The following is a 24223-nucleotide window of genomic DNA, read 5'->3' on the forward strand; positions in this document are numbered from 1 at the left end:
TCTATTTAGATGCTTTTTTATATGAAATCCAATATTGGATAGAACTACTATACTGCTGAATACCACTAGATAGGCAGTAGTCATGCTAAAATATAAAGAAGATTAGGAGGGACTAGAATGAAGATATTTCATACAGCAGATTGGCATTTAGGGAAGCTTGTTCAAGGTGTTTATATGACAGAAGATCAACAATATATTCTGCAACAATTTATACAAGCGATAGATGATGAAAAACCAGATGTAATTGTCATCGCAGGTGATCTATATGACCGTTCAATGCCCCCTATTGAGGCAGTCAATTTACTAAATGATGTATTAGCGAAAATAGTATTAGAGAAGCAGATTCCTGTTTTAGCAGTGGCGGGAAATCATGATAGTGCGGGTCGTTTAAATTTTGGGAGTCGATTGATGAGTGATAGTGGTTTATATATCAAGGGGCAATTTACGAAAGATCATGTCCCTATTATTTTGAATGATCAATATGGAGAGGTACATTTTCATCTTGTACCTTATGCTGAGCCCGCCTCAATTCGTCATATTTTTGAAGATGAAACGATTCGTTCTCATCAAGACGCTATGCAGAGAATTATAGATCATATTACTCAGGATATGGATGCGAGTAAGCGTCATATTTTTGTGGGACATGCTTTCGTCACAAAGTATGGTGAGGAAGAAGCCAATACCAGTGATTCAGAGCGTCCGCTTTCTATCGGGGGCTCAGATTGTGTGAATGCAGCTTTATTTAAACCTTTCCACTATACCGCTCTTGGACACTTACATAAGGCACATTTTGTCTTAAATGAAACGATCCGCTATGCAGGCTCTCCGTTAAAATATTCATTATCAGAGCACTTACATGAAAAAGGCTTTTTAATCATTGAATTAGATGAACACGGTAAAAGCATAGTAACCAAAAGAAAGCTCGTACCAAGAAGAAATTTACGAGTAGTAGAAGGTCAATTGGAGGATCTGTTAAAGCTACCACCGAGTGATGATTATGTCTTTGTCAGATTGACGGATACGACAACCGTCTCTTCACCGATGGAACGCATTCGTAGTGTTTTTCCCCATGCGATGCATGTAGAACGTAAGATACTACGACAAGAGTCACCACGTGAGTTACAAGTTGTAGAAACAGAAAAGCTAGAGGATATAGACTTGTTCCGTTCTTTCTTTACGAATATTATCGGTATCCAGCCAGATGAAGATACGGAACGCCTTTTTACCGAGATGTTACAGGAATTATTAGATGAGGAGCGAGAGACAGTAAAATGAAGCCATTAAAGTTAACGATTACTGCATTTGGTCCGTATAAAGATACTGAGGTGATTGATTTCCAAGAGCTTGGAGAACATCGTTTGTTTGCCATTTCCGGAAAAACAGGCGCTGGGAAAACAACCATTTTCGACGCTATTTGTTATGCGCTTTACGGATCAGGTAGTGGTGAGGATCGCCAGGATACGGCTTTACTGAGAAGCGGCTTTGCTCATGATGATGTCTATACAGCTGTAGAGCTCCTATTTGAAATGCATGGCAGAGTTTATCAAATAGTAAGACAGCCAGGTCATATTAAAGAAAAAAATAAAACGATCACAGGTAAGAAAATAGAATTAGCTGAAGTAAGAGAGGGAAAGCTCGATTATAGCATCGTAGAGAAACAACAAACGCTTGAAGTCGATAAAAAATTGCTGGAAATCATAGGCCTCACAAAAGATCAATTTAGCCAAATTGTAATGTTACCTCAAGGTGAATTTCGCAAGTTATTGACCTCTGACTCTACAAATAAGGAAGTTATTTTACGAAAAATCTTTAAAACAGATCGTTTTGGCGTCATGACAAAAAAACTGGATGCCAAACGGAAAGAGGCGGAGAAGGATTTTGAACGTGCCAAGCAATTAAAGGAACATCTATTAGGTCAAATTGTTGGTGCCTTACCGCAACGTTCATCCTCTTTATTCACCTTGATTGCTGACAATACGGAAAATTTACATCAACTGACACAGGCACTTGAAGAGGAGTTTAGCTACTATAAGAAATGTATAGAGGAAGAACAGCAGCAATATGATGAAGCTTATAGTCTTCATCAAAAGGAGCAGGAATATTATCGACTAGCAAAAACAATAAATGAGCAGTTCGAAGAGCAAGCTAGTCGGCAGCAGAGACTGCAACTATTGTTAAAAGAACAGGATAGATACCGAGCAAAGGAGCAGGAGATTGTTTTAGCAGAACAAGCGGAGCGACTTGTGCCACTTGAACAACAATGTATTGATTTACGTGCTGAACTGAACTTAAAAGAACAAACATTTCAACAGGCTCAATTTAAACTTCAACAAACAAAAGAGCAGCTACAACGGGCACAAGAAAAGTATCAGATTGAAGAGGCGAAAGAGCCTGAACGTCAACAGATGTTGCAGCAGGAATTGCAATTACAGACTTTATTGCCTAAATTTGAAGCCTATGAAAACAATGTGCAGCAGCTGCAAATAGCAGAACAATATGTCGAAACAGCAAAACAGGCAGTAGCTGATAATCTTATGTTATTGGAGAAAGAACAAGGGCAGTTACAGCAATTTTCTCAAACGATGGAACAATATGAAAAACAGGTTGAGCCATATGAAAGCTACTTAGAGCAGTTACCGAAACTTCGTGAGCAGGTAGCATTAATAAAACAAGTAGACAAATACAAAGGGGCTGTAGAGTTAGCTAAGCAGGACGTAGCCACTTCTGACATTCACTATCAGGAGAGTAAAAAGGCTCTACAATTATTAGAGCAGCGTTGGTTGACAAGTCAGGCTAGTATTCTGGCTGAACAGTTGAAGGACGGGGAACCTTGCCCTGTATGTGGCAGTTTGACACACCAGCAAACACATAATGAGCAACAGGAAATGATAGAGCTCTCTGAAGTCGAAGTGTTAAGGGCTAAGGCTTCTTTAGATGAGCGTAAGTACCTAGAAAAAGAAGCGCTCTTGTCATCTGCGCAACAGCTTTATCAAGAAACCTGTCAGCAACTAGAAGAGCAGCACATTACACAGCAAGACCATGCACAGCTCATCTCTACATTAAACAACATAGAGCAAGAGATTGCGACATTAAAAATTGTTCATCATCAATTAGCAGATATGCGATTAAAACTTAAGCAGCAACGTGAGAGAATAGAGCAGCTACGAACTAAACAGATGAACTTAGAGCAATATTTAGCTGAGCAGTTGAAAGAAATGACAAGACTGCAAGCAGTTCTTGAAGAACAGCTTAAACATATGCCAAACCATTTACCAACCTTGCAGCAATTACAGCAACAGCTTACAGATATCAGTAAACAAAAAATGGATTTGCAAAAAAGATGGCAAGAGAGTCAAGACGAATTGCATAGCGCGAAGGAAGCAACAAGTAATGCAAAATTGACGATGGAAATAGCCAAACAAACTTTTGAAGAATTACAACTCAAAATGAATGAAAAACGTCAGCAATTCTCAGCAAGCATGCAGGAGATAGGCTTTGACAGCTACGAGGAATATACAGCTGCCAAACGGAGTTTATTGCAAATAGAGACCCTTCGAAAAGCTTGTAGTGACTATGCTTTACAGGTACACACATTGCAAATCCAAATTACTGAAGGGGCTATGTATCTTCAAGGAAAAGAGCAACAAGATTTAGTGTCCATGGAAGCCAAAGTAGAACAACTTCGTATATCTTATGAGGAAGCATTTAAACGTTTACAACAGTTGAGAGGTTTTGCTCAAGCTTGCCAAGGTTTTATTGAAAGAGTAGAAGAAATAGCGAGGGAGCTTCATTTACTTGAGCAAGAAGCGGGAAGAGTAAAGGAGCTCTATGGATTATTAAACGGCCAAAATTCGAAAAAGCTATCTTTTGAGCGCTATATTCAAATTAATTACTTAGACCAAATTACTGAAGCTGCCAATATTCGCCTTTATCATTTATCAAATGGTCAATTTGAGCTCAGACGTTCAGATAGATTGGAAAAGCATGCGAAACAAAGCGGACTAGGTCTTGATGTCTACGATGCCTATACCGATCAACTACGAGATGTCAAAACATTATCGGGAGGCGAAAAATTTAATGCCTCATTAAGCCTTGCCTTAGGAATGGCAGATGTAATTCAAAGCTTCCAAGGTAATATTCATATTGAAACGATGTTTATTGATGAGGGCTTTGGTTCGCTTGATGAGGAATCATTAAATAAAGCAATCGATACATTAATTGATTTACAGGATTCTGGTCGCATGATTGGCGTAATCTCTCATGTGCCTGAATTAAAATCTGCAATGCCAGCGGTTTTACATGTAGAAAAGACATTAAATGGCCATAGTCAGACATACTTTGAAGTGAAATAAGTGAAAGGCGTATTTCCGAAATAGGGAATACGCCTTTGTTTTATTTTTTTCGAGAAGTGGCTGTAGGAGTTGTTCCTTTTTTTGCAGCCATTACTTTTTTGACGATAGGAATAACAATAGGTGCCAATTTTACAGCAGTTTTCACAACGTTTGATACTTTCATTAAAAAACAGCTCCTTTTACAATTATTACTACCTGTTTCGCTTAAAATTGAAACATTAACGTATTACTCGAACAGCCTGAATAATATTCCATATGACAATACCAAGTGAGACAATGGCATAAACGGCAAATGAAACTAACCAAACAACCATCACAGTATTATTACTTGACGTTGGATCTAATCTTAATGTAGAAAAAACAAAGACAATAAAAAATAGGATGCCAAAAACAAAAGGAATTAAATGAGAGACAAGTGCACGAATTGAATGTCTTTTTACATCACTATCTTTCGTTACAAAGTAAACAATTAATGGGACGATAAAAGGGGCGAAGAAAATACTAAGATAACTAAAGGCAGATAAAATTTTTTGGTTCTCCATAGTTGTACCTCCTTTTTTAATATTTACGCATGAAAAACGGCAAAGTTTCAAAAAAATAATGTATGGAAGAGGTTGTAATCATCCAATCCTTTGCGTACAATGGGATTGTTCAAATAAATTCAGATGTAACGACCACAAGGGGAGCTGATGATGTCAGCTGAGACTGGGCACGTAATGCCTTGACTCTTTGAACCTGTAAGTTAACACTTGCGTAGGGATGTGGATAGAAACCGACACTTGTACGATGTCAGGCTCTGTCCTGGCATCGTTTTTTCATTCTTTAGGAATAAAAAAGATGTCTGCATTTCTATTCCTGCTCTTGTATCCTACATCGGAACAAAGGAGAGAATATGTATGGACAAAAAAAGACTATTAATGCTTGTGGAGATTGCGATATTTGCAGCGATTGGCCTTGTGCTCGATCAAGTATCCTTTAAAGTATGGGCACAAGGTGGCTCTGTTAGTCTTGTCATGGTGCCTATTATGTTAATTGCATTTCGTTGGGGCTTAGTTGCTGGGCTAACAACGGGATTACTTGTGGGTGTTATGCAAACCATGTTTGGTGCTTATATTGTGCACTGGCTTCAAGGATTATTGGATTATGGTGTTGCCTTTACAGTTGTAGGATTAGCAGCTGTTGTACGTGGACCTGTGTTGGATGCTGCAAAAAATATGAACAAAACGAAAATGGCACTTTACATTATCATAGGTACTGTTTTTGCAGGCTTTTTACGATACACAGCACATACAATTGCTGGAGCTGTATTTTTTGCAGAGTATGCGGGTGATCAAAATGCATGGATCTATTCTATCATTTATAATGGTACATATATGTTGCCAGCAACCATTTTAACGGCAATTGTAGGGGTGCTTTTATTCACAGCCGCTCCACAATTAATGCAAAGAAAAGCATAATAAAAGTTTCCTCAAATGATTTATTGTAAAAGGGTATAAAAGCTTTTCGTTCTATACTACTTGATGATATTCGCTTTCGCACAGAATCATTAGCAAAATTATCAACTTTTTTCAACAACAAGCAAGTCCCTTCACTCATGTGAAGGGACTTTTGGTCATGAATAGCTCTTTTAGCACTTTGCATTGTAGGAAAGCATACAATATTTAAAGCGTTTATCGTTATACGCATAAAAAGTTATGTTATATTAAAGAATAGATATTAGATGAAAGGGACGTTATAAATGATTGTAAAAACGCAAGAAGAGATTGAAGCTTTTAAAAAAATTGGACGCATTTGTGCCGAAATTCGTGAAGCCATGAAAGCAGCAACAAAACCAGGTGTTACAACACTTGAGCTAGATGAAATTGCTGGCCGCATGTTTGCAGAGGCTGGTGCTATTTCTGGACCTAAGGGGGAATATGATTTCCCAGGATATACATGTATTAGTGTCAATGAAGAAGTGGCACATGGTATTCCAGGAAAACGTGTTATTCAAGAAGGGGATATTGTGAATATCGATGTTTCTGGGTCTTTAAATGGATACTTTGCAGATACTGGCATTTCATTTGTTGTTGGTGAGGGTTATGAGGACAAAGAAAAACTATGCCGAGTTGCTAAAAGTGCTTTTGATCGAGCAATGACAAAGGTTAAAGCTGGGTCTAAATTAAATCAAATAGGTAAAGCGGTTGAACGAGAGGCGAATGCTAATGGTTTAACTGTTATTATGAATTTAACAGGACATGGCTTAGGTCAATCTTTACATGATGAGCCTAATCATATTTTAAATTATTATGATGCGTGGGATTCTACGATTATGAAAGAAGGAATGGTGCTTGCTGTTGAGCCATTTATCTCAGCAAAAGCAGAGCATATTGTAGAAGCTGGTGATGGTTGGACATTTGTTACACCTGATAAATCGCTTGTAGCTCAAATTGAACATTCAGTTATTGTCACTAAAGATAAACCAATTATTTTAACTTCCTTAGATGAAGAATAGGATATAATTTAAAATCCTGCTAACCAATTTATTTTTGGTGGGCAGGATTTTTTTTAATAAATAAAATACCAACAAAGAGAACACCACATAAAAATAAGGCGGCAGTTGTTACAAGAAGCTCATCAAAACCATTATGTAAAGCGATTCCTAAATAAGCCCAAATAAAAACACTCGGATACATGGTATCAAAGTGATGAAAGCGGATATGTAGTGCAATAGCTCCACCAAGTGTCAGTAAAATTACTGCCCAAAGAGGAGTGCTAAGACCAAAGCCGTTCCAACCATAAGCCGTTAACGTAAAGCTACTATTCGTAATCAAGATAAATGTCATCCATGCAAAATAAATGGAGAAAGGAATACGACCTGACAACGCTTTGTCGTGAAGAGAGTACGTATTATACAACATAAATAAGTACAAGACCAAAAGCAAGGTGATGCCAAGAGAAACAATAAATAACTCATGATGCCATACATATATCGTTAAGGCTTGCAAAATATTTATGCAACTAAAGAGAGCAGACTGTTTCATAGATGTCTTTTTAATGTTCACCAATAACCAATAGCCAATTAATAAATAAATGACAATCCATATTGCATGACTAATATCAACTGGTGCAAATACTACAGAAAACCGATTAGAAATTTCTAGAGAAGATTGACCGTTTATTTTCATGAAAAAGGATAAAAAGGTTAGGATGAATGAGACAAGATAAGAGATTGTCATCAAGATAAACCGAGGCATGATTTCCTCTCCCTTCGTGTTTAGATTGTATAGGGAAAAGACAAATAAGTATAGTACTGTCACTTTTTTTATTATAACGGAAATTTCCAACAATGTATCGTGTTGTTTTGCTAATAATCACTACAATTTACCATCTCAATAGGCATCTATATTTTTCTTTAGTACAATGGGATTATCTACATAAAAGGAGTGAAGTTTCATTGGCACAAAATTTAAAAAATCTAGACTTATCGATTGAACTAGATAAAAAAATGTATAAAAAGAAATTAAAAGTACTCCAATATGAAATGTTAAATGCCCAACAGTTTTTATTAAAAAACAAAATTGGTTTAATTTTGGTATTTGAAGGAATGGATGCCGCTGGTAAAGGTGGCGCTATTAAACGACTAATTGAACGTGTCGATCCACGAGGTTATGTTGTACACCCTATTTCAGCTCCACAGCCTCATGAATTGCGCTATAACTATTTACAAAGATTCTGGAGAAAGTTACCGCAGCATGGGCAAATCGCTATTTTTGATCGTTCTTGGTATGGTCGTGTATTAGTAGAACGTATCGAAGGATTCGCATCGAAGGATGAATGGTCTCGTGCGTATGAAGAAATCAATAACTTCGAGAAAATTTTAACTGCAGGAGATTACATAATCATTAAATTTTGGCTTCATGTATCAGATGAAGAACAATTAAAACGCTTTAAAGAACGGGAACAAAACCCTTATAAGTCTTGGAAGCTAACAGACGAAGATTGGCGAAATCGTGAAAAAACACCACAGTATATTGAAGCGGCAAATGAAATGTTTGAAAAGACTGATAAAAAGGATGCTCCATGGATCTTAGTTGCTGGTGATGATAAAAAGCACGCCCGTGTACAGGTGCTGCAGGAAACCATTGCACATATTGAACGAGAGGCTCTAAAACGTGGTCTCCATTTAACAAATGTATTAGATAATGGCCAACTAGAGGATGCTGATTCGTCCAGTTTAGAAATTGGGGACGAGAAGTAAGAACCAAATCAAAATAATGAATTGTGCTGCTATGAAATAGGACATGAGTTGTTTTAGTTGTAGCAGCATCTTTTCTTACATACAATGAAATAAAGTAAATGTTCAACCTTTGAAATGTAGCGAATGAAAACCATTTTTAAGCTATGTTAAATTCAAAGTAGTGATGTTACCAGAATGATGAATGTACTGATATTTATTGGAAGGCTAGTGTGGAGAAATGGTGCTTAAAATTTGGAATCTATTAAGAAAAAAGGGTGGGAATGTGGTAACGATAAAGGGAGAAAAATGCTACATCCGCACATTCCAAGAAAAAGATGCACGAAGTTTAACGGGTCTCGTAAGCCGAAATAAATACTTTTGGTCTATTTACGAGCCACTACAAAGACCAGAATATTATACAATTGACGCTCAATACAAAAAAATTCAAGAAAGTCTCTATTTGATGGAGTCAAAGCGAGAATATACTTTTGGTATTTTTGAGCATGGTACAAACAATCTAATAGGACATATTGCACTTTATGCTGTAAAACGCTTACCATACTCAAGTGCATTTGTTGGCTATGCGATGGATGAAATTTATGTAGGGAAGGGAATCGTCACAGAGGCCGTAAATATGGTGGTACGATTCGCGTTCGATCAAATAGGCCTACATCGTGTAGAGGCATATGTTTCTACTCAAAATGCACCTTCTATGCGCGTATTAGAGAAAGCAGGGTTTCAACAGGAAGGGCTGTTAAGAAAGCTGTTGTATATAAATGGTCAATGGGTAGATCATTTTATATATGCACGTTTAGAGGATGAATAATTAGAGAGGTGCCTATCTTTCGTTATGGAGAAAGATAGGCACCTTATTAGTTGTAAATCAAAAGGTAATGACTATTGTTTATTACCATCTTCAATTAAATCTAGATGACCTGTATTTGGATCGATAATGAGGCCATGAACAGGTACATCTTTCACCATTAGCGGGTGATTACGAATTGTATCGACACTTTTTTTAACACTTGTCGCTACATCACCAAAACCACGTAAAAACTCTTTTAAGTCAAAACCGGAATATTCTAGCATATTAATTGTTTTTGGATCAATACCTCTTTTAATCATTTCACTTAACATTGCTTCGGGATCAACTGCACTCATACCACAGTCATAATGCCCAACGACATAAACTTCATCTGCTTGTAGGCCATAAACAGCAACCAATAAACTACGCATAACTGCGCCGAAAGGATGGCTAACTAAAGCGCCAGCACTTTTCACAATTTTAACATCGCCATTACGTAAATTCATTGCTTTCGGTAAAAGCTCTACCAGTCGAGTATCCATACAAGATAAAACAACAATACGTTTATCAGGATATTTTGTAGTGATGAATGGTTCATATTTTTTTTCTTCGACAAACACTTTGTTAAACTCTAAAATATCTTGTAACATTGTCATGAAAATTGCTCCCTTCCTTACAAAAAATATTTTAGAGCAAAATTTTAAATATGCAAACTATAAAGACTTTATTCAGATAATTTTTACAATAAAGGAGCAACTTCATACATTTTTAAATTGTAGGCTATAAAAAAACAGCTACTTTTATAGTAGCTGTTTTTTATACATTAGAATTTTTCGTTTGGCTTTGGATCTACAGTTACTGAAGACTTGCTATCTAAACCAACTTGTAGGTAGTGGATGAAGAATGCCATAGAAATTAATAAAACTACTGTAAAGCCAAGAACAGTTGTAATGAACATTATTAGAGCTCCTCTCTACTTAAATGATCTATTAATTACCCTAAAACAATTATACAATAGGTTCCTAGTAAAATCTAAGGATAATTTATGACAACCTTAACATAGTTAGCCTAGAATACTAGTAGTAGGAATGGATTATTTAGAATGCCCAATTTCCATCTCTGAATATAGGTTCTTTTTGACCATCGTTAGTAATTCCGTCTATATTCATTTTGTTCGAACCAATCATAAAATCAACATGAGTCAAGCTTTGGTTAAGTCCATGTGCACTTAATTCCTCAGTAGTCATTTCTTTACCACCCTCTATACAAAATGCATAAGCACTTCCGATGGCTAAATGATTGGAGGCATTTTCATCGAATAATGTATTGTAAAATAACAAATTAGATTGTGAGATAGGTGATGCATGTGGTACTAATGCTATTTCACCAAGGTAATGAGCTCCCTCATCCGTTTCAACTAGAGCAGCTAAAATGTCTTGCCCTTGCTCAGCCTTGATGTCAATGATACGACCATCTTTAAATGTTAATGTAAAATGATCGATAATATTGCCGCCATAGCTTAATGGCTTAGTGCTTGTTACATAGCCATTAACACCTGTTTTTAACGGTGCAGTAAAAATTTCTTCTGTAGGCATATTGGCCATAAATGCCTGGCCTTGTATGTTGATACTACTCCCACCTGTCCATATGTGATGTGCAGGTAGCTCAATCATGAGGTCAGTGCCTGGTGCAGTATAGTGAAGTGACTTATATTGCTTTGAGTTTAAATAGTCGGCTTTGCTATGTAATTCCTGATCATGAGCATGCCAAGCTTCAACAGACTGTTCAACGTCAATACGTGTCGCTGCAAAGATCGCTTCCCATAAGGCATCGGTTTGTTGATCTTCTGGTAAATTAGGGAAAACCTTTGCTGCCCAAGCCTTAGAAGGTGCAGCAATCACTGACCAGCTAAATTTATCTGCTTGTAGCCATTGATAATAGTTAGCCAATGCTTGACCAGATGCTTTTTGAAAGGCCATGATTCTTTCTCGTTCTATACCTTTTAATAAATCTGGGTTTTGTGAACTAATGCTTAAGAATGCAGCTCCATGATCCGCCAACCATTCTCGCTCTTGTACTTTCCAAGGAGGGAAGAAATCAAATGAGTCTTTTGGTGCTCCTTCATAGCGAGCGCGTACAAGTTCGTCATCTGATAAATCGACGAATACTTGCTTTGCACCATTTTTATAAGCAATTTTAGTAATTATTTGTGCTAATTTTAAGTTATCGGTCGAACAGCTTATATAAAGATATTGATCTTTTTGGATATTTACTCCTACTTTTACCGCCAATTCAGCATATTTTATTAATTTTGTGTCGAATGATAATAACAAATTCATATCCCCTTTCGAAATAAGACAGTTTAGTGTAATATTCTTAATTCAATATAATCAAAAATGGTCGAAATGTGAATAAAAAGCATTAATTTCATCGAAAAATAAGTGAAATACATTTATACTACATTTATATATTTAAATTATGGAAAAACAGCCGAAATTAACATTATTAGTAGATTTGGAGGTTCTAGGATGGATAAGTCATCAGTTATAGGGTTGATAATTGCGTTAATAGCGCTGTTAGTAGGGATGGTCATGAAGGGTGTAAGTTTATCTGCATTTTATAACCCAGCAGCCATTCTAATTATCATTTTTGGTACTATTTCCGCAGTAACAATTGCCTTTCCTATGAAGGAGTTAAAGCGTGTACCAAAGCTATTTAAAATTCTTTTTAAAGAAACTAAATTAGCAGATGATATAGAAATTATTAAAATGTTTTCACAATGGGCTGATTTAGCTCGTCGTGAAGGATTATTAGCGCTAGAAAGTAAAGCTTCGGAAATTGAAGACCCATTTTTAAAAAATGGTCTTACATTAGCAATTGATGGTCAAAATGCTGATTACATTCGTGACGTACTAACGGAAGAAGTAGAGGCAATGGAAGAGCGTCATGCTAGTGGTTCTGCTATCTTTACGCAAGCAGGTACATATGCACCTACTCTAGGGGTTCTTGGTGCAGTAGTAGGGTTAATTGCCGCATTGGCAGATATGAACGATATTGAAAAACTTGGACATGCTATTTCGGCAGCCTTCATGGCCACATTACTCGGTATCTTTACTGGTTATGTGTTATGGCACCCATTTGCAAACAAATTAAAGCGTAAGTCTGCTTTAGAAGTAAAACAAAAGAGAATGATGATTGAGGGTATCCTTTCAGTATTAGAAGGGGAGGCTCCACGTGTTATTGAACAGAAATTATCATCATACTTAACGATGGAAGAACGTCGTCAAATTTCTGGTGAAAGCGGGGCGGGTGGCCTTGGCAAAGAAAGCTAAGAAAAAAAAGCATGATGAGCATATTGATGAATCTTGGTTAGTACCATATGCAGATATCTTAACGCTGCTCTTAGCGGTGTTTATTATTTTATTTGCTTCAAGTTCAGTCGACCAAGAAAAGTTAGATAGAATGTCAGCAGTATTTAATCAAGTATTTGAAGGTGGAACAAGCTTTTTAGAGCAACCAGCACCAGTACCAACTCCAAATGCGGACAGCGACCAAACACCACAGCAAAATTCAGCCTATTTAAAAGATCAGCAAGAGCTAGCAGCTATTAAAGATAGTGTGGATAACTTTATTGCCGTCAATGAAATGGAAGAACAATTTGCAACAGAGATGACGGATGAAGGGTTACTTGTGACAATTCGAGATAGTATTTTATTTGATCCTGGTCAAGCAACGATTAAACCAGAATATATTCCAATTGCCAAAGAGCTTGCAGATGTACTAGTGTCTAATCCGCCACGTAACATTGTCATTACGGGTCATACGGATAATGTGCCAGCTGGACCTAATTTCTCATCAAATTTAGAGTTGTCCTTAATGCGTGCATCCAATTTTTACATGGTATTATTGGATAGTAATTCACAATTAAAATCGGAGAACTTTAGTGCGAAGGGTTATGGTGAAAACCGAGCTATTGCACCGAATGATACAGCAGAGGGTCGTGCACAGAATCGTCGTGTTGAGGTGCTCATCCAGCCATTAGTGACTGAGGATGGTTCGGAAGCTAAAAATACACAATAAAAAAAGGCTATTAGCAACAGACAAAATGTCTCTTGCTAATGGCCTTTTTATTGACTTATTTACGTAAAGATCCTAATTCAGCGACAATTGCTTGCATTTCACTTGGGCTAAATGTTTCTCTTTTCATAACCATTTCATATAAATACACTAAATCTTCATAATTTGCTTCATCGAAGTGTTCCGATTTCATCGCATCGACATTCACCATGCGAAGCTTGTCTTTCATTTGATCAACCATATAAACAACGTTTTCTTTAGATGGAACTGATAAATCCATTTTTTACCCTACCTTTCGTTCTCCTCGCACATATCATTTCATTGAATAAAAAAAATGTCAACTCCGTATTTGGGCATTGCTTTAAAAATAGACTGTTATTGGGTAGAATAAGGGCAGTAGACTGTTTATTTATGAAATAATAGGGAATATGCAATTACACAAGCAGGGGGTTTTAATATGGGTCAAAGTAAATTATTAGCATCTATCGTGGCAGGAGCAGCAGTTGGTGCTGCATTAAGTATGCTAGATCGTACAACTCGGGAAAAAACAATTGCCACAACTAAAAAAATGAAGGAAGCCATTTCTTATTATGCAACCAATCGAGAAGAATTACAGGATTTAGTTGAGGAAAAAGTATTAGCTGCGAAGGTACTTTGTGAAAGTGTGTCAGAAAATGTCAACACAATTGCAGAAAAGGTTGATGAATTTAAAGATTTACCTTCTACAATACAGGGAATGATTGAAGACACCAAATCAGCCTTTACTGTACCTCGTAAGGAATAAAGGTAGTTTTAGGAGGAATTGTATGGAGAAGAAAAAAGCAACTATGCATAATGCTTTTGGGGTTGTGAAATCGTTCGTCTCTCCTGAAGAGGAAGTGAGTGTGATGACATCCAAAGGCTTTGTCCAAGATTTAATAGGTCGGCTAAAGCGAGTTGAAATATCTGCGCTTGCTGCACAATTGGCTTATTTCTTTTTATTATCGTTCTTCCCCTTACTTATTTTCTTAGTGACGTTATTACCTTATTTAAACTTAAAAACGACACAGGTTTATTCATTTTTAGTGAATGTATTACCAGATGAAGTGTATAAACTGATTGAAAATACGCTGAATGAGATTTTAACAAATAGAAATAGTAGCTTATTGTCGATCGGGGTACTAGGTACAATTTGGTCTGCATCTAAAGGCATTAATGCACTGATTCGTGCATTAAATAAAGCTTATGATACAGAGGGTAGAGTAGGTATACTAGATAGAGGCTTGTCATTAGTTTTTACAGTCGCTCTCGTTTTTGTTATTGCGATTGCTCTCTTATTGCCTGTATTTGGTCAGCAAATTGGCCATTTCCTATTCTCAATCATTGGAATAGAGGAGCAGTTTGAATCCATTTGGCATAGATTAAGATGGTCCATTCCACCAATACTTATTTTTATCGTTTTAATGGGGATCTACTGGATTGTACCTAATACAAGTCCTCGCTTGAAAATAATGGGCGTTTGGCCAGGAGCGATGTTTGCTACATTCGCTTGGTTAGCAGTCACATATGGTTTCTCTTTTTATATTAATAATTTTGCTAATTATTCTGCTACATATGGTAGTATTGGTGGCGTCATTATTTTAATGCTCTGGCTATATTTTACGGGGATTATCCTTATCTTTGGTGGGATATTAAATGCTACAATGCAGAAAAGGGCACTTCAAAAGGAAATGCTAAAATAAGAAAAAACAGCCTCGCTTCTTGGTACAAGATGAGCGGGGCTGTTTTATGTTAGCCTAGACATTTTTATTAAGCATGCGTAAACCGTTTAATATTACTAGAATTGTACTACCCTCATGGCCAATTACACCTAAAGGTAAGTCGACTACTTGTAAGAAGTTTGAGGCGATTAATAGGACAATAACTCCAATTGAAAAGAATATATTTTGTTTTATTATTCGCTGCATTTTTCGTGATAGGCGAACAGCATAAGCGATTTTAGATAAGTCATTTTTCATTAGCACGACATCTGCTGTTTCTAGTGCAACGTCTGTGCCTTCACCCATAGCAATCCCTGTAGTTGCAGTAGCAAGCGCAGGAGCATCATTAATACCATCGCCGACCATACCAACAAATTGATGTTGGGTAAGTAATCGTTTCATTTCAGTTACCTTTGTTTCAGGCAGACATTCTGCAACATATTCCGTAACGCCAGCTTCTTGAGCAATCACTTTAGCCGTTTTTTCATTGTCGCCTGTTAGCATTACCACTTGGATACCAAGCTCTTTTAATAAAGTGACAGCTTTCTTAGCTTCGGAGCGTACAGTATCTTTTAATGCTGCTAATGCAACAATTCCATGTTCATCGCGAATGAAAATAACTGTTTTTCCTTCTGCTGCCAGCTTAGTCACTGCGCCGTTTGCAAAATCATTGGCAAGTTGCGCATCCACAAACTCTGGTTTTCCTACTTGATATTCCTTGTTTTGAATTGTTCCTTTCATACCCCAGCCTGGAATATCCTCTATTGTTGCTTGAGGCAAGGCATTAATGCCTTGAGCCTTAGCATACGAGGTAATGGCTTGGGCAAGTGGATGATTGGATTGAGATTCAATCCCTGCAAGAGTGGCTAAAGCCTTAGCACGATCTTCACCATCTCGGACAATGAAATCTGTAACTTCGGGTTTACCTTGTGTTAAAGTACCTGTTTTATCAACTGCTAATGCACGTAAAACACTGAGATGTTCTAAATGTAAACCACCTTTAAATAGGACACCATTTTTTGCACCATTAGAGATTGCTGCTAATGTAGCAGGCATGATGGATGCAACAAGTGCACATGGCGAGGCAACTACCAATAACACCATTGCTCGGTAAAATGTTGTTGTCCAGTCCCAGCCAAGTAAAAAGTGGGGAAGGAACATCATAATGGCAACAGCTAATAATACAAATTTTACATAAGTCCCTTCAAATTTCTCAATAAATTGCTGAGAGGGTGATTTTTCACTTTGTGCACTTTGAACAAGTTGTATAATTTTTTGGAATAGTGTTTCTGAATTAGCTTTTGTCATTTCCATCGTAATAGCACCATTTAAGTTAACTGTGCCTGCAAATACTTCATCACCTTCGTTTTTTAAAACAGGTAATGGCTCACCGCTAATCGCAGATTCATCAATGGAAGACTGCCCCTTGAAAATAACCCCATCTGCTGGAATGCGTTCCCCAGGTTTAATAAGTAAATGATCACCGATTTGTAACGTTGAGACTGACACCTTCATTGGCTCAAAACCGCCTCGCACTAACCAAGCTTCTTCTGGCTGTAAGTTCATAAGGGCTGATATTTCACGGTGACTTTTATTCATGGCATATGTTTCAAGAGCACCACTTACAGCAAAGATAAAAATAAGAATAGCTCCCTCTGTCCAATAGCCTATTGCTGCCGAACCAATGGCGGCTAATACCATTAGTAGTTCCACATTAAGTTTCCGATCTTCAATCGTTTCTTCAATACCTTCTTTGGCCTTTGCAAAACCACCTACACAAAACGCTATTAAATACAGTAGAACTGATGCAGTTGTTTGTCCGCTTGTATCTAAACGCCAAGCAAGTAAAATAAAAATGCCGGCCATAAGAGCAGCGATTAATTCAGTATGCTCCTTAACTTTCTCAATTAAATTTATATTTTCTCGATTAGAGTATTCCATTCATATCCCTCCTGATAATGAAAATCAATATCAAAACCTCTATAAATAAGTGTTTATTTAGTGGTTTTAATTGAAAATAGATTTCAATTACCATCTATTTTATTTAGAATTATTATAACAAAGGAATTTATAAAAATAAAGTAGGAAGTTTGAAGGAGTTTTATGTTGTTCATAAGGCGGTTAGGGGAGTCTGTTTCGAATAAAGAATAAGGCACAGTCTATTCACTAGGAATATTCTGTGCCTTACTAAATTGTGCAGTAAAATAGATCACTGCAACCTTTTATTTAATTAGAAGACTCTTTCAGCATGCAAAGCTAGTTTTTCTAATGATGATTTATCAACATCTGCATGTAATGAGTTACCGTGTGAGTCCATTGTTACAACTGCTGTAAAGTTTTCAACATTTAAGTGCCACATTGCTTCAGGAATACCAAACTCCATTAAATCAACACCGTCAACACCTTTAATGCAGTCTGCGTAGTATTGAGCTGCTCCACCGATAGCGTTCAAGTAAACACCACCATGTTCATTAAGAGCTTTTAATGTTTTTGGTCCCATACCACCTTTACCGATTACAGCACGGATACCAAATTTTTTCATGATATCACCTTGGTATGGTTCCTCACGAATAGATGTCGTTGGACCAGCAGCTTTTACTGTCCAATTACCTTCTTCGTCTTTTGCCATAACAGGTCCACAGTGATAAATAACTTGTCCGTTTAGGTCAACTGGTGCATCGTGGCTCATTAAATGGTGGTGGATAGCGTCACGACCAGTATACATACGACCAGAAATAGAAACGACATCACCAACTTTTAGTGAGCGAATTTGTTCTTCAGTAATTGGTGCAGTAAGCTCTACTACATTTGTTGTTGTATCTTCTGTTGTAGCAGCCACTTCATCTTCTTTGAAGGTAATTTTTTCGCCTTCTTGATAGTGCCATTTAATAATTTCGCCAGTTTGAGGATCAATGTCTACAGCCATGCGGCGGTATGCCCAGCAATTATATGCTACAGATACATAGAAAGAAGCAGGGATACGGTGCATTACGCCGATTTTACATCCTAATAATGTTGCCTCACCACCGAAGCCCATTGTACCGATACCGAATGTATTAGCTGTTTTAACTACATACTCTTCTAATTTTGCAAGATCTGGATTTGGATTTGTATCTTCTACATGACGGAATAATTGTTCTTTTGCTAAATCATAGCCTGAAGAACGATCTCCACCAATACCAACACCAATGAAACCAGCTGAACAGCCTTGCCCTTGAGCTTGGTATACTGAGTGTATAATACATTTACGAATACCGTCTAAGTCACGACCCGCACGACCAAGACCTTCTAGTTCACATGGTAGACTGTATTGTATGTTTTTATTTTCACAGCCGCCACCTTTTAAAATTAACTTAATTGTAATGTAGTCTTTTTCCCATTGTTCAAATTTCATAACTGGTAAACCATCACCAAGGTTATTACCACTGTTTGCACCAGTTAAGGAATCCACTGCGTTTGGACGTAATTTTGCATCTGCTGTCGTATCATTGATTGCTTTTTTGATTGCAGCTTTAATTTCTAATTGATTTACGCCAACAGGTGTATAAATTTTGAAAGTTGGAAGTCCTGTATCCTGACAAATTGGTGACACGTTATCTTCTGCCATAATAATATTAGTAGAGATTGTGTCTAAGCTCATTGCTGCACGAGTGCCAGCATTCTCAGCCTCTTTTGCTTTTTTAATAGCACGACGAACATCCTTAGGTAAATTCGTAGATGTTTCAGTAATTAAATCGTAAAGACTTTTCTCCAAAGTTTGTAGATTCATTGGTATTGCCCCCCATAGAAAAATTGATTATTTCCACGTTACATTATACTCTTTTCAACTAATGAAAAAAAGAGTCCTTATCTGAGAGTGTTAAATAAGAGCATATTTTAATAGTATTTTAGTTGAGAGTTGATTTTACAGAACGTTTGTTCTAATATGAAAGAGAATCCACAATTAAGGAGGAACTAGTATGTGTGCTAAAACGTTACTTGAGTTACCCGAGAAAATTGAACAATATAGACCGTTAATAGAGGAAACTATGAAACCTGTTGTATTAGTTGATACGGAAATCAGTACAACAACTTTGTTTCAAAGTAAGTTTGCAGGGGATCCTTATTTTCCATTGTCGATGGAGTACCCCAAAAACATCAATGGACAACCATTGAAACTATTAGCTCAAATTAATTTTGCAGAGGTACCTAACCATTTACCAAATTTCCCCGAGGAAGGAATATTGCAGTTTTATATTGATGGGTATGATGACGTTTTAGGAATGGATTTCGATAATGGACAACATCAAGAAGGTTTTCGGGTTATTTTCCATGAAACAATCACGTATGATGAATCGCAACTTGTCCAGGATTTTTCATTTGTCAATATTGAGGGTGAGGAAATGTATTTTCCTGTAGAGCGTGAAATGGCATTATCCTTTGAAAAAGGTTTGGAACCATTGTCGATTGATGATTTTAGAAGTAATGACAAGTATGGCAGCATCTTAACTTCTATAGAGGAGGATGAAATGTTAGAGGATGCATTCTATGATGCTTTAACGGGGGATGGTCATAAAATAGGTGGTTATCCGTTCTTTACACAAGAAGATCCAAGAGCATACGGAGATTATACTGACTCTACAATCTTGCTGTTACAAGTAGATAGTGTGGGGGATGATATTCTTTGGGGTGATTGTGGTGTTGGTAACTTCTTCATTACAGAGGAAGAATTAAAGAATAAAGATTTTAGCAAAGTATTATATAACTGGGACTGTCATTAAAAACAAGCGAAAATTAAAGCTTTACTAAAGTAAAAAGACTATAGGCAAACTTTTAAATGTTGAAGTTTGCCTATAGTCTTTAGGCGAGTATAAATAGTGCTTGTCTATTTACGATTCATTATTGTTCACGAGCATTAAATTGCTCCATTTTATCTTCTAAATCATCCATCATTTGAATTAAACGATCAATATCTTCTAATTCAGCTGTTTCAGGATCAAGGGCATCTAATACTTCTAAAAACATTTCAAGACGCTCTTTTAAATAAGTTACTTGCTGCTTTTTATCAGTGATTGGATTTGACATTCGTACACCTCATTTCATCCCCTTCATCGTAGCTGATTTTAGCTGAAATTTCAATGTTTAGGTAAACACCTAGGACTTAGCGATTAATTTTAAAAATGAATAGACGGAATATTTACAATATTGTTGATGTATGTTAAAGTTGTTTTAAGATAAAGTAAAGGAGCTGATTGAAAAAATAATTGCGACACTAACTCGAAAAGGAGGGAGTTTAAACAAGTACTCGGTAATAATCAAAAGCCGAAATTCGTGTTTATACAATTAAATGAGGATAAGTATTAGTTAGGCCTTAGCGTAAAATCACATGTGGTGAGCGCTAAGGCTTTTTGGTATGCTGTTCTTTGGAAGAATGACTTGATATTGGAGGGAAAAATGACGTACTTCTCAGATTACAGCAAAAAAAGATTTACCATTTTAGTATTAATTGTATCCATATCAGGCTTTTCACAAGGGATGCTACTACCGCTTATTTCGATCATATTTGAACGTGATGGGGTATCCTCTGCATTGAATGGCTTGAATGCAACAGGCTTATACATAGGAACATTATTAATTTCACCTTTTATTGAGCAGCCTTTACGGAAATGGGGTTACAAACCGATTATATTAGTTGGTGGAGCACTTGTTTTTGCGTCTTTACTTGCATTTCCCTTATGGAAGAGTGTGACCTTTTGGTTTGTACTTCGTTTACTAATCGGTGTAGGAGATCATGCTTTACACTATGCGACACAAACATGGATTACAAGTACAGCAGATCCTAAAAGTTTAGGGAAAGGCATGGCCATCTATGGTTTATCATTTAGTATAGGCTTTGCAGTTGGGCCACTCTTAGTCAAGCTGATAGAAATTACAGAAGCTTTACCGTTTATCGTCTCATCCATCATGTGCCTATTCGCATGGTCCTTTGTATTTTTCTTACAAAATGAAAAACCAGAGCGACTAACTGGTGACTTAAAAGCAAGAGGATGGCAACGTTATAAAATGGCCATTGTATTTGGTTGGATTGCCTTTTTAGGACCTTTCGTTTATGGGTTTCTGGAGTCTTCACTAAATGCGTTGTTTCCAGTTTATGCTTTACGCAAAGGTTTTGAAGTCGGTATGATTCCTATTATTTTATCTGTCTTTACATTTGGTGGTATTTTGACTCAAGTTCCACTAGGTGCACTAGGCGATAAAATCGGGAGAAGGAACATCTTGCTGATAGGGTCATTTGGGGGTGCTATCATTTTCGGAATTGCAAGCTTTTTAGAGCATTCCCAAATGGCTGTGGCTGTAGCGTTTTTCTTAACGGGTACGTTAGTTGGCTCGATGTTTTCTTTGGGGATTACATTTATGGCGGATTTAACACCAAAGGAGCTTTTACCTACAGGAAATTTACTGTGCGGTATTGCTCTAAGCATTGGTAGCTTAACAGGACCTTTTTTAGGTGGGGTTTATTTAGAATATGTAAAAAATTATAGCTTCCTTTTACTTGTGGCAATGCTATTGCTTGCAGTTGCAATCGTTTTACTAATTTTTGGACGTCAGAAGCATAAACAACCATCGATGGCAAAATAAAAAGAGCGGGGCTCATCTTCCCGCTCAAAACAAAAAAACGCCCAGCAAATCCGTGCTGTTATGGCGTTTTTTGCGTAACAAGGATGTTCCGTCCAAGTTACATAGGTTTGGCACCTAGAAAGATATTATACAGACATGTTCTTTTGAAATCAATAAAAAATTAAAGGTATATTTTGGACATTGTTAATATTACCATTTATAATAAAAAAATACACTTGCTTAGACAGGGAGATTTTATCATGACTGAAATGAAAAAATTATCTATTCATCGTGCGTTAACAGAATTAAAAATGTTGAATATAAGAATTGAAGCAGCAACAAATGAGGTTAGCTCGGTATTAGCTAATCGAAAAAGTAATAGTAAGATTAATGGTATAGAAATTGGTGAGTATGAAAAACAAATGCAAGCTTCGTATGATAAAGTGATTGGCTTAATTCACTATCGAAATAAAATAAAAGCACTCGTTGTTCAATCTAATGCCCAAACTAAGGTGAAAGTTGGCAAGGAAGAAATGACAGTTGCAGAGGCAATTGAACGAAAGCAATCTATTCAATTTGAAAAGAATTTGCTCGAAGTTATGCAGCATCAATACCGTTCAGCAATTCATACAGTTGCCAAAGAAAATGATGCATTACCAGCCAAGTTGGAAACTTATTTAATTAACATATTAGGCAATAAAGACAAACAATCTCCAGAGGAAGTCAAATTACATACTGAAACATTTATGAAAAGAAATGAGTATGAATTAATCGATCCACTAAACGTCAAAAAACAAATAGAAACATTGAGTAATCGAATTGAAGAATTTGAATCTGAGGTTGATGCTGTTCTATCAGAGTCGAATGCCACAACATTTATTGAAGTACAAGCTTAACGAGATTTGCATGACCTAGCGAAAATGGAAAACGAAAAGTCGCTCGCGCTTGAAGGCATGTGTGCGAGTAAAAACCTTAAACATGCCTTACCCAATGGAAACTTTCAACTAAACTAAATTGAAAGCTTAAAGAGTAAAGATAAAAGTACAAAGCTTACGTCTTAAAGTTCTTTTGGTAAAAGTTCAAAATTCAACATTTAAAAATCTTTTAAATCCTGGGGAAATGGTTAAGGTATCGACTTTTCTAGACCGTCTATCATCCACCAGGCAGCTTGTGCTGTGCTAAATAAGAAAAGGACGTCTCAATTTTTTTGAGACGTCCTTTTTGCCATTTATTTATTTTTCAATACAAGCTTTGCCACGCATTCCACCTGAGCTGTCTGAGCGAACATGTCAACAGGCTGAATATACTCAACATGATAAAGGTTCGATAATTGTTGTAAGTCCTTAGCTAAAGTCGAAGGGTTACAAGAGGTATAAACAAAACGTTTAGGTTTAAGCTTAAGCACTGTTCGAATAAACTCAGGAGCAAGTCCTGTACGTGGTGGATCTACAGTAATAACATCTGGTGTAAACCCTTCTTTTCTCCATTTAGCTAGGACATTTTCTGCTGTACCAACTGCATATTTAGTATGCTTAAACCCATGATTACGTGCATTTTTACGTGCATCTTGAATGCTTTCAGGAATGACATCCATCCCACGGACTTCCTTCGCTTGATCTGCTAGCCAAAGTCCAATTGTTCCGACTCCACAATAAGCATCTACAACTGTTTCTTTACCAGTTAAAGCAGCAGCCTTTTTAATTTCATTATAGAGATGAACAGTTTGCGTTGGGTTTAGCTGGAAAAAGGCGCGTGCTGATAAATCAAAGGCCAATTCACCAAGCTCCTCGTGGATTGTTTCTTTACCATCAAGAACAATCGTTTCATCACCAAAGATTAAAGAAGTTTTCTCACGATTTATATTTTGTGCAATGGATACAATGCTAGGATCAATCTTTTTAATACGTGTTATAAGTTCAGTTAAATGAGGAATTTCTTTACGAGTAGTTACAAGTACTACTTGTGTCTCCCCAGTGCGTATACCAGTACGAACTACAATCGTACGAACTAAACCATCAAGCGTACGACCATCGTAAATAGTTATATTCAATTTTTGTAAAATCTTACGTGTTGCAACAGTAATTTTAGAAGTGACGGGGTGCTGAACAAGGCAATCATTTATATTCAATAGCTTGTTACTTCCTTCTGCAAATAAGCCAGCATATACGCGCTTGCCTTCTTTACGCACTTGGAACTGGCTTTTATTACGATAGTGCCAAGGATTATCCATACCAAGTGTTTTCCGTACCTCTACAGTTTCAGCTAATGGCTTTGCATAACGTTCTAATGCTTGAATAACAATATCACGCTTTTCCACTAGCTGTTTGTCATAAGTCATGTGCTGAAGCTGACAGCCACCACATTCGTTGTAAACTGGACAAGGTGCTTCCTGACGGTATTTTGAAGCTTTTCGGATTGATAATATTTCAGCTTC

The 24223-nt window shown here is 36.8% G+C and carries 24 protein-coding genes and 1 riboswitch; of the genes, 13 read left to right on the top strand and 11 right to left on the bottom strand.

What is annotated here, in order from left to right; genetic code table 11:
* The first annotated feature begins 117 nt into the window (after positions 1–117).
* On the top strand, positions 118–1275 hold the full coding sequence (locus tag RT445_RS05425; protein WP_274794537.1) for an exonuclease SbcCD subunit D: 1158 nt from the start codon (positions 118–120) through the stop codon (positions 1273–1275).
* Positions 1272–4352 carry an SbcC/MukB-like Walker B domain-containing protein gene (locus RT445_RS05430; protein ID WP_313470021.1) on the top strand — a complete coding sequence of 1027 codons (3081 nt, stop codon included), beginning with the start codon at positions 1272–1274 and terminating at the stop codon, positions 4350–4352. The genes RT445_RS05425 and RT445_RS05430 overlap by 4 nt, the downstream gene beginning before the upstream one ends.
* A gap of 40 nt (positions 4353–4392) precedes the next feature.
* Here RT445_RS05430 and RT445_RS05435 read toward each other — a convergent pair whose 3' ends face one another.
* A complete protein-coding gene (locus tag RT445_RS05435) occupies positions 4393–4515 on the bottom strand; it encodes a hypothetical protein (protein ID WP_274794535.1) in 123 nt (40 codons plus the stop codon).
* Positions 4516–4570: 55 nt separating this feature from the next.
* Entirely contained in the window at positions 4571–4894 is a 324-nt protein-coding gene (locus RT445_RS05440; RefSeq protein ID WP_274794534.1) for a magnetosome magnetite crystal formation protein family, read from the bottom strand.
* Positions 4895–5021: 127 nt separating this feature from the next.
* Positions 5022–5129, top strand: a riboswitch (TPP riboswitch).
* Between the two features lie 119 nt (positions 5130–5248).
* Between RT445_RS05440 and thiT the strand changes: the two genes are divergently transcribed.
* Both thiT and map read left to right on the top strand, forming a co-directional pair.
* Positions 5249–5809 (top strand): energy-coupled thiamine transporter ThiT, encoded by a 561-nt coding sequence (thiT, locus tag RT445_RS05445; RefSeq protein WP_313470023.1) that lies wholly within the window; start codon positions 5249–5251, stop codon positions 5807–5809.
* A gap of 281 nt (positions 5810–6090) precedes the next feature.
* Positions 6091–6846, top strand: coding sequence for a type I methionyl aminopeptidase (gene map, locus RT445_RS05450; RefSeq protein WP_274794532.1), 756 nt, complete (start codon positions 6091–6093; stop codon positions 6844–6846).
* A 28-nt stretch (positions 6847–6874) separates the two neighbouring features.
* Here the strand turns inward: map and RT445_RS05455 are convergent, their stop codons facing one another.
* Positions 6875–7588, bottom strand: coding sequence for a hypothetical protein (locus tag RT445_RS05455; protein WP_274794531.1), 714 nt, complete (start codon positions 7586–7588; stop codon positions 6875–6877).
* A gap of 200 nt (positions 7589–7788) precedes the next feature.
* Here RT445_RS05455 and RT445_RS05460 point away from each other — a divergent pair, with 200 nt between their 5' ends.
* Both RT445_RS05460 and RT445_RS05465 read left to right on the top strand, forming a co-directional pair.
* On the top strand, positions 7789–8592 hold the full coding sequence (locus RT445_RS05460; protein ID WP_274794530.1) for a polyphosphate kinase 2 family protein: 804 nt from the start codon (positions 7789–7791) through the stop codon (positions 8590–8592).
* A gap of 217 nt (positions 8593–8809) precedes the next feature.
* The gene (locus RT445_RS05465; RefSeq protein ID WP_274794529.1) at positions 8810–9397 is read left to right on the top strand and encodes a GNAT family N-acetyltransferase; all 588 of its coding nucleotides are present in this window, start codon (positions 8810–8812) and stop codon (positions 9395–9397) included.
* 71 nt (positions 9398–9468) lie between these two features.
* On the opposite strand, the gene RT445_RS05470 is transcribed toward RT445_RS05465, so the two are convergent.
* The 3 genes from RT445_RS05470 to RT445_RS05480 form a co-directional block, all read right to left on the bottom strand.
* The gene (locus RT445_RS05470) at positions 9469–10032 is read right to left on the bottom strand and encodes a beta-class carbonic anhydrase (protein WP_274794527.1); all 564 of its coding nucleotides are present in this window, start codon (positions 10030–10032) and stop codon (positions 9469–9471) included.
* Between the two features lie 167 nt (positions 10033–10199).
* The gene (locus RT445_RS05475; protein WP_274794526.1) at positions 10200–10334 is read right to left on the bottom strand and encodes a hypothetical protein; all 135 of its coding nucleotides are present in this window, start codon (positions 10332–10334) and stop codon (positions 10200–10202) included.
* Between the two features lie 139 nt (positions 10335–10473).
* Entirely contained in the window at positions 10474–11715 is a 1242-nt protein-coding gene (locus RT445_RS05480; protein ID WP_313470028.1) for an aminopeptidase, read from the bottom strand.
* A 189-nt stretch (positions 11716–11904) separates the two neighbouring features.
* Between RT445_RS05480 and motA the strand changes: the two genes are divergently transcribed.
* On the top strand, positions 11905–12708 hold the full coding sequence (motA, locus tag RT445_RS05485; RefSeq protein ID WP_274794524.1) for a flagellar motor stator protein MotA: 804 nt from the start codon (positions 11905–11907) through the stop codon (positions 12706–12708).
* Positions 12692–13456, top strand: coding sequence for a flagellar motor protein MotB (gene motB / locus RT445_RS05490; RefSeq protein WP_274794523.1), 765 nt, complete (start codon positions 12692–12694; stop codon positions 13454–13456). Before motA ends, motB begins: the two co-directional genes overlap by 17 nt.
* Positions 13457–13511: 55 nt before the next feature.
* Here motB and RT445_RS05495 read toward each other — a convergent pair whose 3' ends face one another.
* Complete coding sequence (locus tag RT445_RS05495; protein ID WP_036123318.1) at positions 13512–13733, bottom strand: DUF1128 domain-containing protein; 222 nt, start codon at positions 13731–13733, stop codon at positions 13512–13514.
* A gap of 177 nt (positions 13734–13910) precedes the next feature.
* Between RT445_RS05495 and RT445_RS05500 the strand changes: the two genes are divergently transcribed.
* The gene (locus RT445_RS05500; RefSeq protein ID WP_313470031.1) at positions 13911–14237 is read left to right on the top strand and encodes a YtxH domain-containing protein; all 327 of its coding nucleotides are present in this window, start codon (positions 13911–13913) and stop codon (positions 14235–14237) included.
* Between the two features lie 22 nt (positions 14238–14259).
* A complete protein-coding gene (locus RT445_RS05505) occupies positions 14260–15174 on the top strand; it encodes a YihY/virulence factor BrkB family protein (RefSeq protein ID WP_274794521.1) in 915 nt (304 codons plus the stop codon).
* 54 nt (positions 15175–15228) lie between these two features.
* On the opposite strand, the gene RT445_RS05510 is transcribed toward RT445_RS05505, so the two are convergent.
* Both RT445_RS05510 and RT445_RS05515 read right to left on the bottom strand, forming a co-directional pair.
* On the bottom strand, positions 15229–17133 hold the full coding sequence (locus tag RT445_RS05510; RefSeq protein ID WP_313470033.1) for a heavy metal translocating P-type ATPase: 1905 nt from the start codon (positions 17131–17133) through the stop codon (positions 15229–15231).
* Positions 17134–17422: 289 nt separating this feature from the next.
* Positions 17423–18961: a fumarate hydratase gene (locus RT445_RS05515; protein ID WP_274794519.1), complete on the bottom strand. Its 1539-nt coding sequence runs from the start codon at positions 18959–18961 to the stop codon at positions 17423–17425.
* 190 nt (positions 18962–19151) lie between these two features.
* Between RT445_RS05515 and RT445_RS05520 the strand changes: the two genes are divergently transcribed.
* On the top strand, positions 19152–19952 hold the full coding sequence (locus RT445_RS05520) for a YwqG family protein (RefSeq protein WP_274794518.1): 801 nt from the start codon (positions 19152–19154) through the stop codon (positions 19950–19952).
* A 118-nt stretch (positions 19953–20070) separates the two neighbouring features.
* On the opposite strand, the gene RT445_RS05525 is transcribed toward RT445_RS05520, so the two are convergent.
* The gene (locus RT445_RS05525; protein ID WP_274794517.1) at positions 20071–20256 is read right to left on the bottom strand and encodes an SE1561 family protein; all 186 of its coding nucleotides are present in this window, start codon (positions 20254–20256) and stop codon (positions 20071–20073) included.
* Positions 20257–20625: 369 nt separating this feature from the next.
* On the opposite strand from RT445_RS05525, the gene RT445_RS05530 reads away from it, so the two are divergent.
* On the top strand, positions 20626–21810 hold the full coding sequence (locus tag RT445_RS05530) for an MFS transporter (protein WP_274794516.1): 1185 nt from the start codon (positions 20626–20628) through the stop codon (positions 21808–21810).
* A 239-nt stretch (positions 21811–22049) separates the two neighbouring features.
* Positions 22050–22685, top strand: a complete 636-nt coding sequence (locus RT445_RS05535) for a hypothetical protein (protein ID WP_274794515.1) — start codon at positions 22050–22052, stop codon at positions 22683–22685.
* Positions 22686–23017: 332 nt separating this feature from the next.
* Here the strand turns inward: RT445_RS05535 and rlmD are convergent.
* Positions 23018–24223: 23S rRNA (uracil(1939)-C(5))-methyltransferase RlmD (gene rlmD, locus RT445_RS05540; RefSeq protein ID WP_313470037.1), on the bottom strand; the 1206-nt coding region annotated here is incomplete at its 5' end.

The organism is Lysinibacillus sp. (assembly GCF_032093475.1).
Classification (GTDB): Bacteria; Bacillota; Bacilli; order Bacillales_A; family Planococcaceae; genus Lysinibacillus; species Lysinibacillus irui.

Bases quoted from the DNA above. Each gene is read 5' to 3' on its own strand.
- RT445_RS05425 (WP_274794537.1), top strand. From the start codon at position 118: ATGAAGATATTTCATACAGCAGATTGGCATTTAGGGAAGCTTGTTCAA.
- RT445_RS05430 (WP_313470021.1), top strand. From the start codon at position 1,272: ATGAAGCCATTAAAGTTAACGATTACTGCATTTGGTCCGTATAAAGAT.
- RT445_RS05435 (WP_274794535.1), bottom strand. From the start codon at position 4,515: ATGAAAGTATCAAACGTTGTGAAAACTGCTGTAAAATTGGCACCTATT.
- RT445_RS05440 (WP_274794534.1), bottom strand. From the start codon at position 4,894: ATGGAGAACCAAAAAATTTTATCTGCCTTTAGTTATCTTAGTATTTTC.
- thiT (WP_313470023.1), top strand. From the start codon at position 5,249: ATGGACAAAAAAAGACTATTAATGCTTGTGGAGATTGCGATATTTGCA.
- map (WP_274794532.1), top strand. From the start codon at position 6,091: ATGATTGTAAAAACGCAAGAAGAGATTGAAGCTTTTAAAAAAATTGGA.
- RT445_RS05455 (WP_274794531.1), bottom strand. From the start codon at position 7,588: ATGCCTCGGTTTATCTTGATGACAATCTCTTATCTTGTCTCATTCATC.
- RT445_RS05465 (WP_274794529.1), top strand. From the start codon at position 8,810: ATGGTGCTTAAAATTTGGAATCTATTAAGAAAAAAGGGTGGGAATGTG.
- RT445_RS05470 (WP_274794527.1), bottom strand. From the start codon at position 10,032: ATGACAATGTTACAAGATATTTTAGAGTTTAACAAAGTGTTTGTCGAA.
- RT445_RS05475 (WP_274794526.1), bottom strand. From the start codon at position 10,334: ATGTTCATTACAACTGTTCTTGGCTTTACAGTAGTTTTATTAATTTCT.
- RT445_RS05480 (WP_313470028.1), bottom strand. From the start codon at position 11,715: ATGAATTTGTTATTATCATTCGACACAAAATTAATAAAATATGCTGAA.
- motA (WP_274794524.1), top strand. From the start codon at position 11,905: ATGGATAAGTCATCAGTTATAGGGTTGATAATTGCGTTAATAGCGCTG.
- RT445_RS05495 (WP_036123318.1), bottom strand. From the start codon at position 13,733: ATGGATTTATCAGTTCCATCTAAAGAAAACGTTGTTTATATGGTTGAT.
- RT445_RS05500 (WP_313470031.1), top strand. From the start codon at position 13,911: ATGGGTCAAAGTAAATTATTAGCATCTATCGTGGCAGGAGCAGCAGTT.
- RT445_RS05505 (WP_274794521.1), top strand. From the start codon at position 14,260: ATGGAGAAGAAAAAAGCAACTATGCATAATGCTTTTGGGGTTGTGAAA.
- RT445_RS05510 (WP_313470033.1), bottom strand. From the start codon at position 17,133: ATGGAATACTCTAATCGAGAAAATATAAATTTAATTGAGAAAGTTAAG.
- RT445_RS05515 (WP_274794519.1), bottom strand. From the start codon at position 18,961: ATGAATCTACAAACTTTGGAGAAAAGTCTTTACGATTTAATTACTGAA.
- RT445_RS05520 (WP_274794518.1), top strand. From the start codon at position 19,152: ATGTGTGCTAAAACGTTACTTGAGTTACCCGAGAAAATTGAACAATAT.
- RT445_RS05525 (WP_274794517.1), bottom strand. From the start codon at position 20,256: ATGTCAAATCCAATCACTGATAAAAAGCAGCAAGTAACTTATTTAAAA.
- RT445_RS05530 (WP_274794516.1), top strand. From the start codon at position 20,626: ATGACGTACTTCTCAGATTACAGCAAAAAAAGATTTACCATTTTAGTA.
- RT445_RS05535 (WP_274794515.1), top strand. From the start codon at position 22,050: ATGACTGAAATGAAAAAATTATCTATTCATCGTGCGTTAACAGAATTA.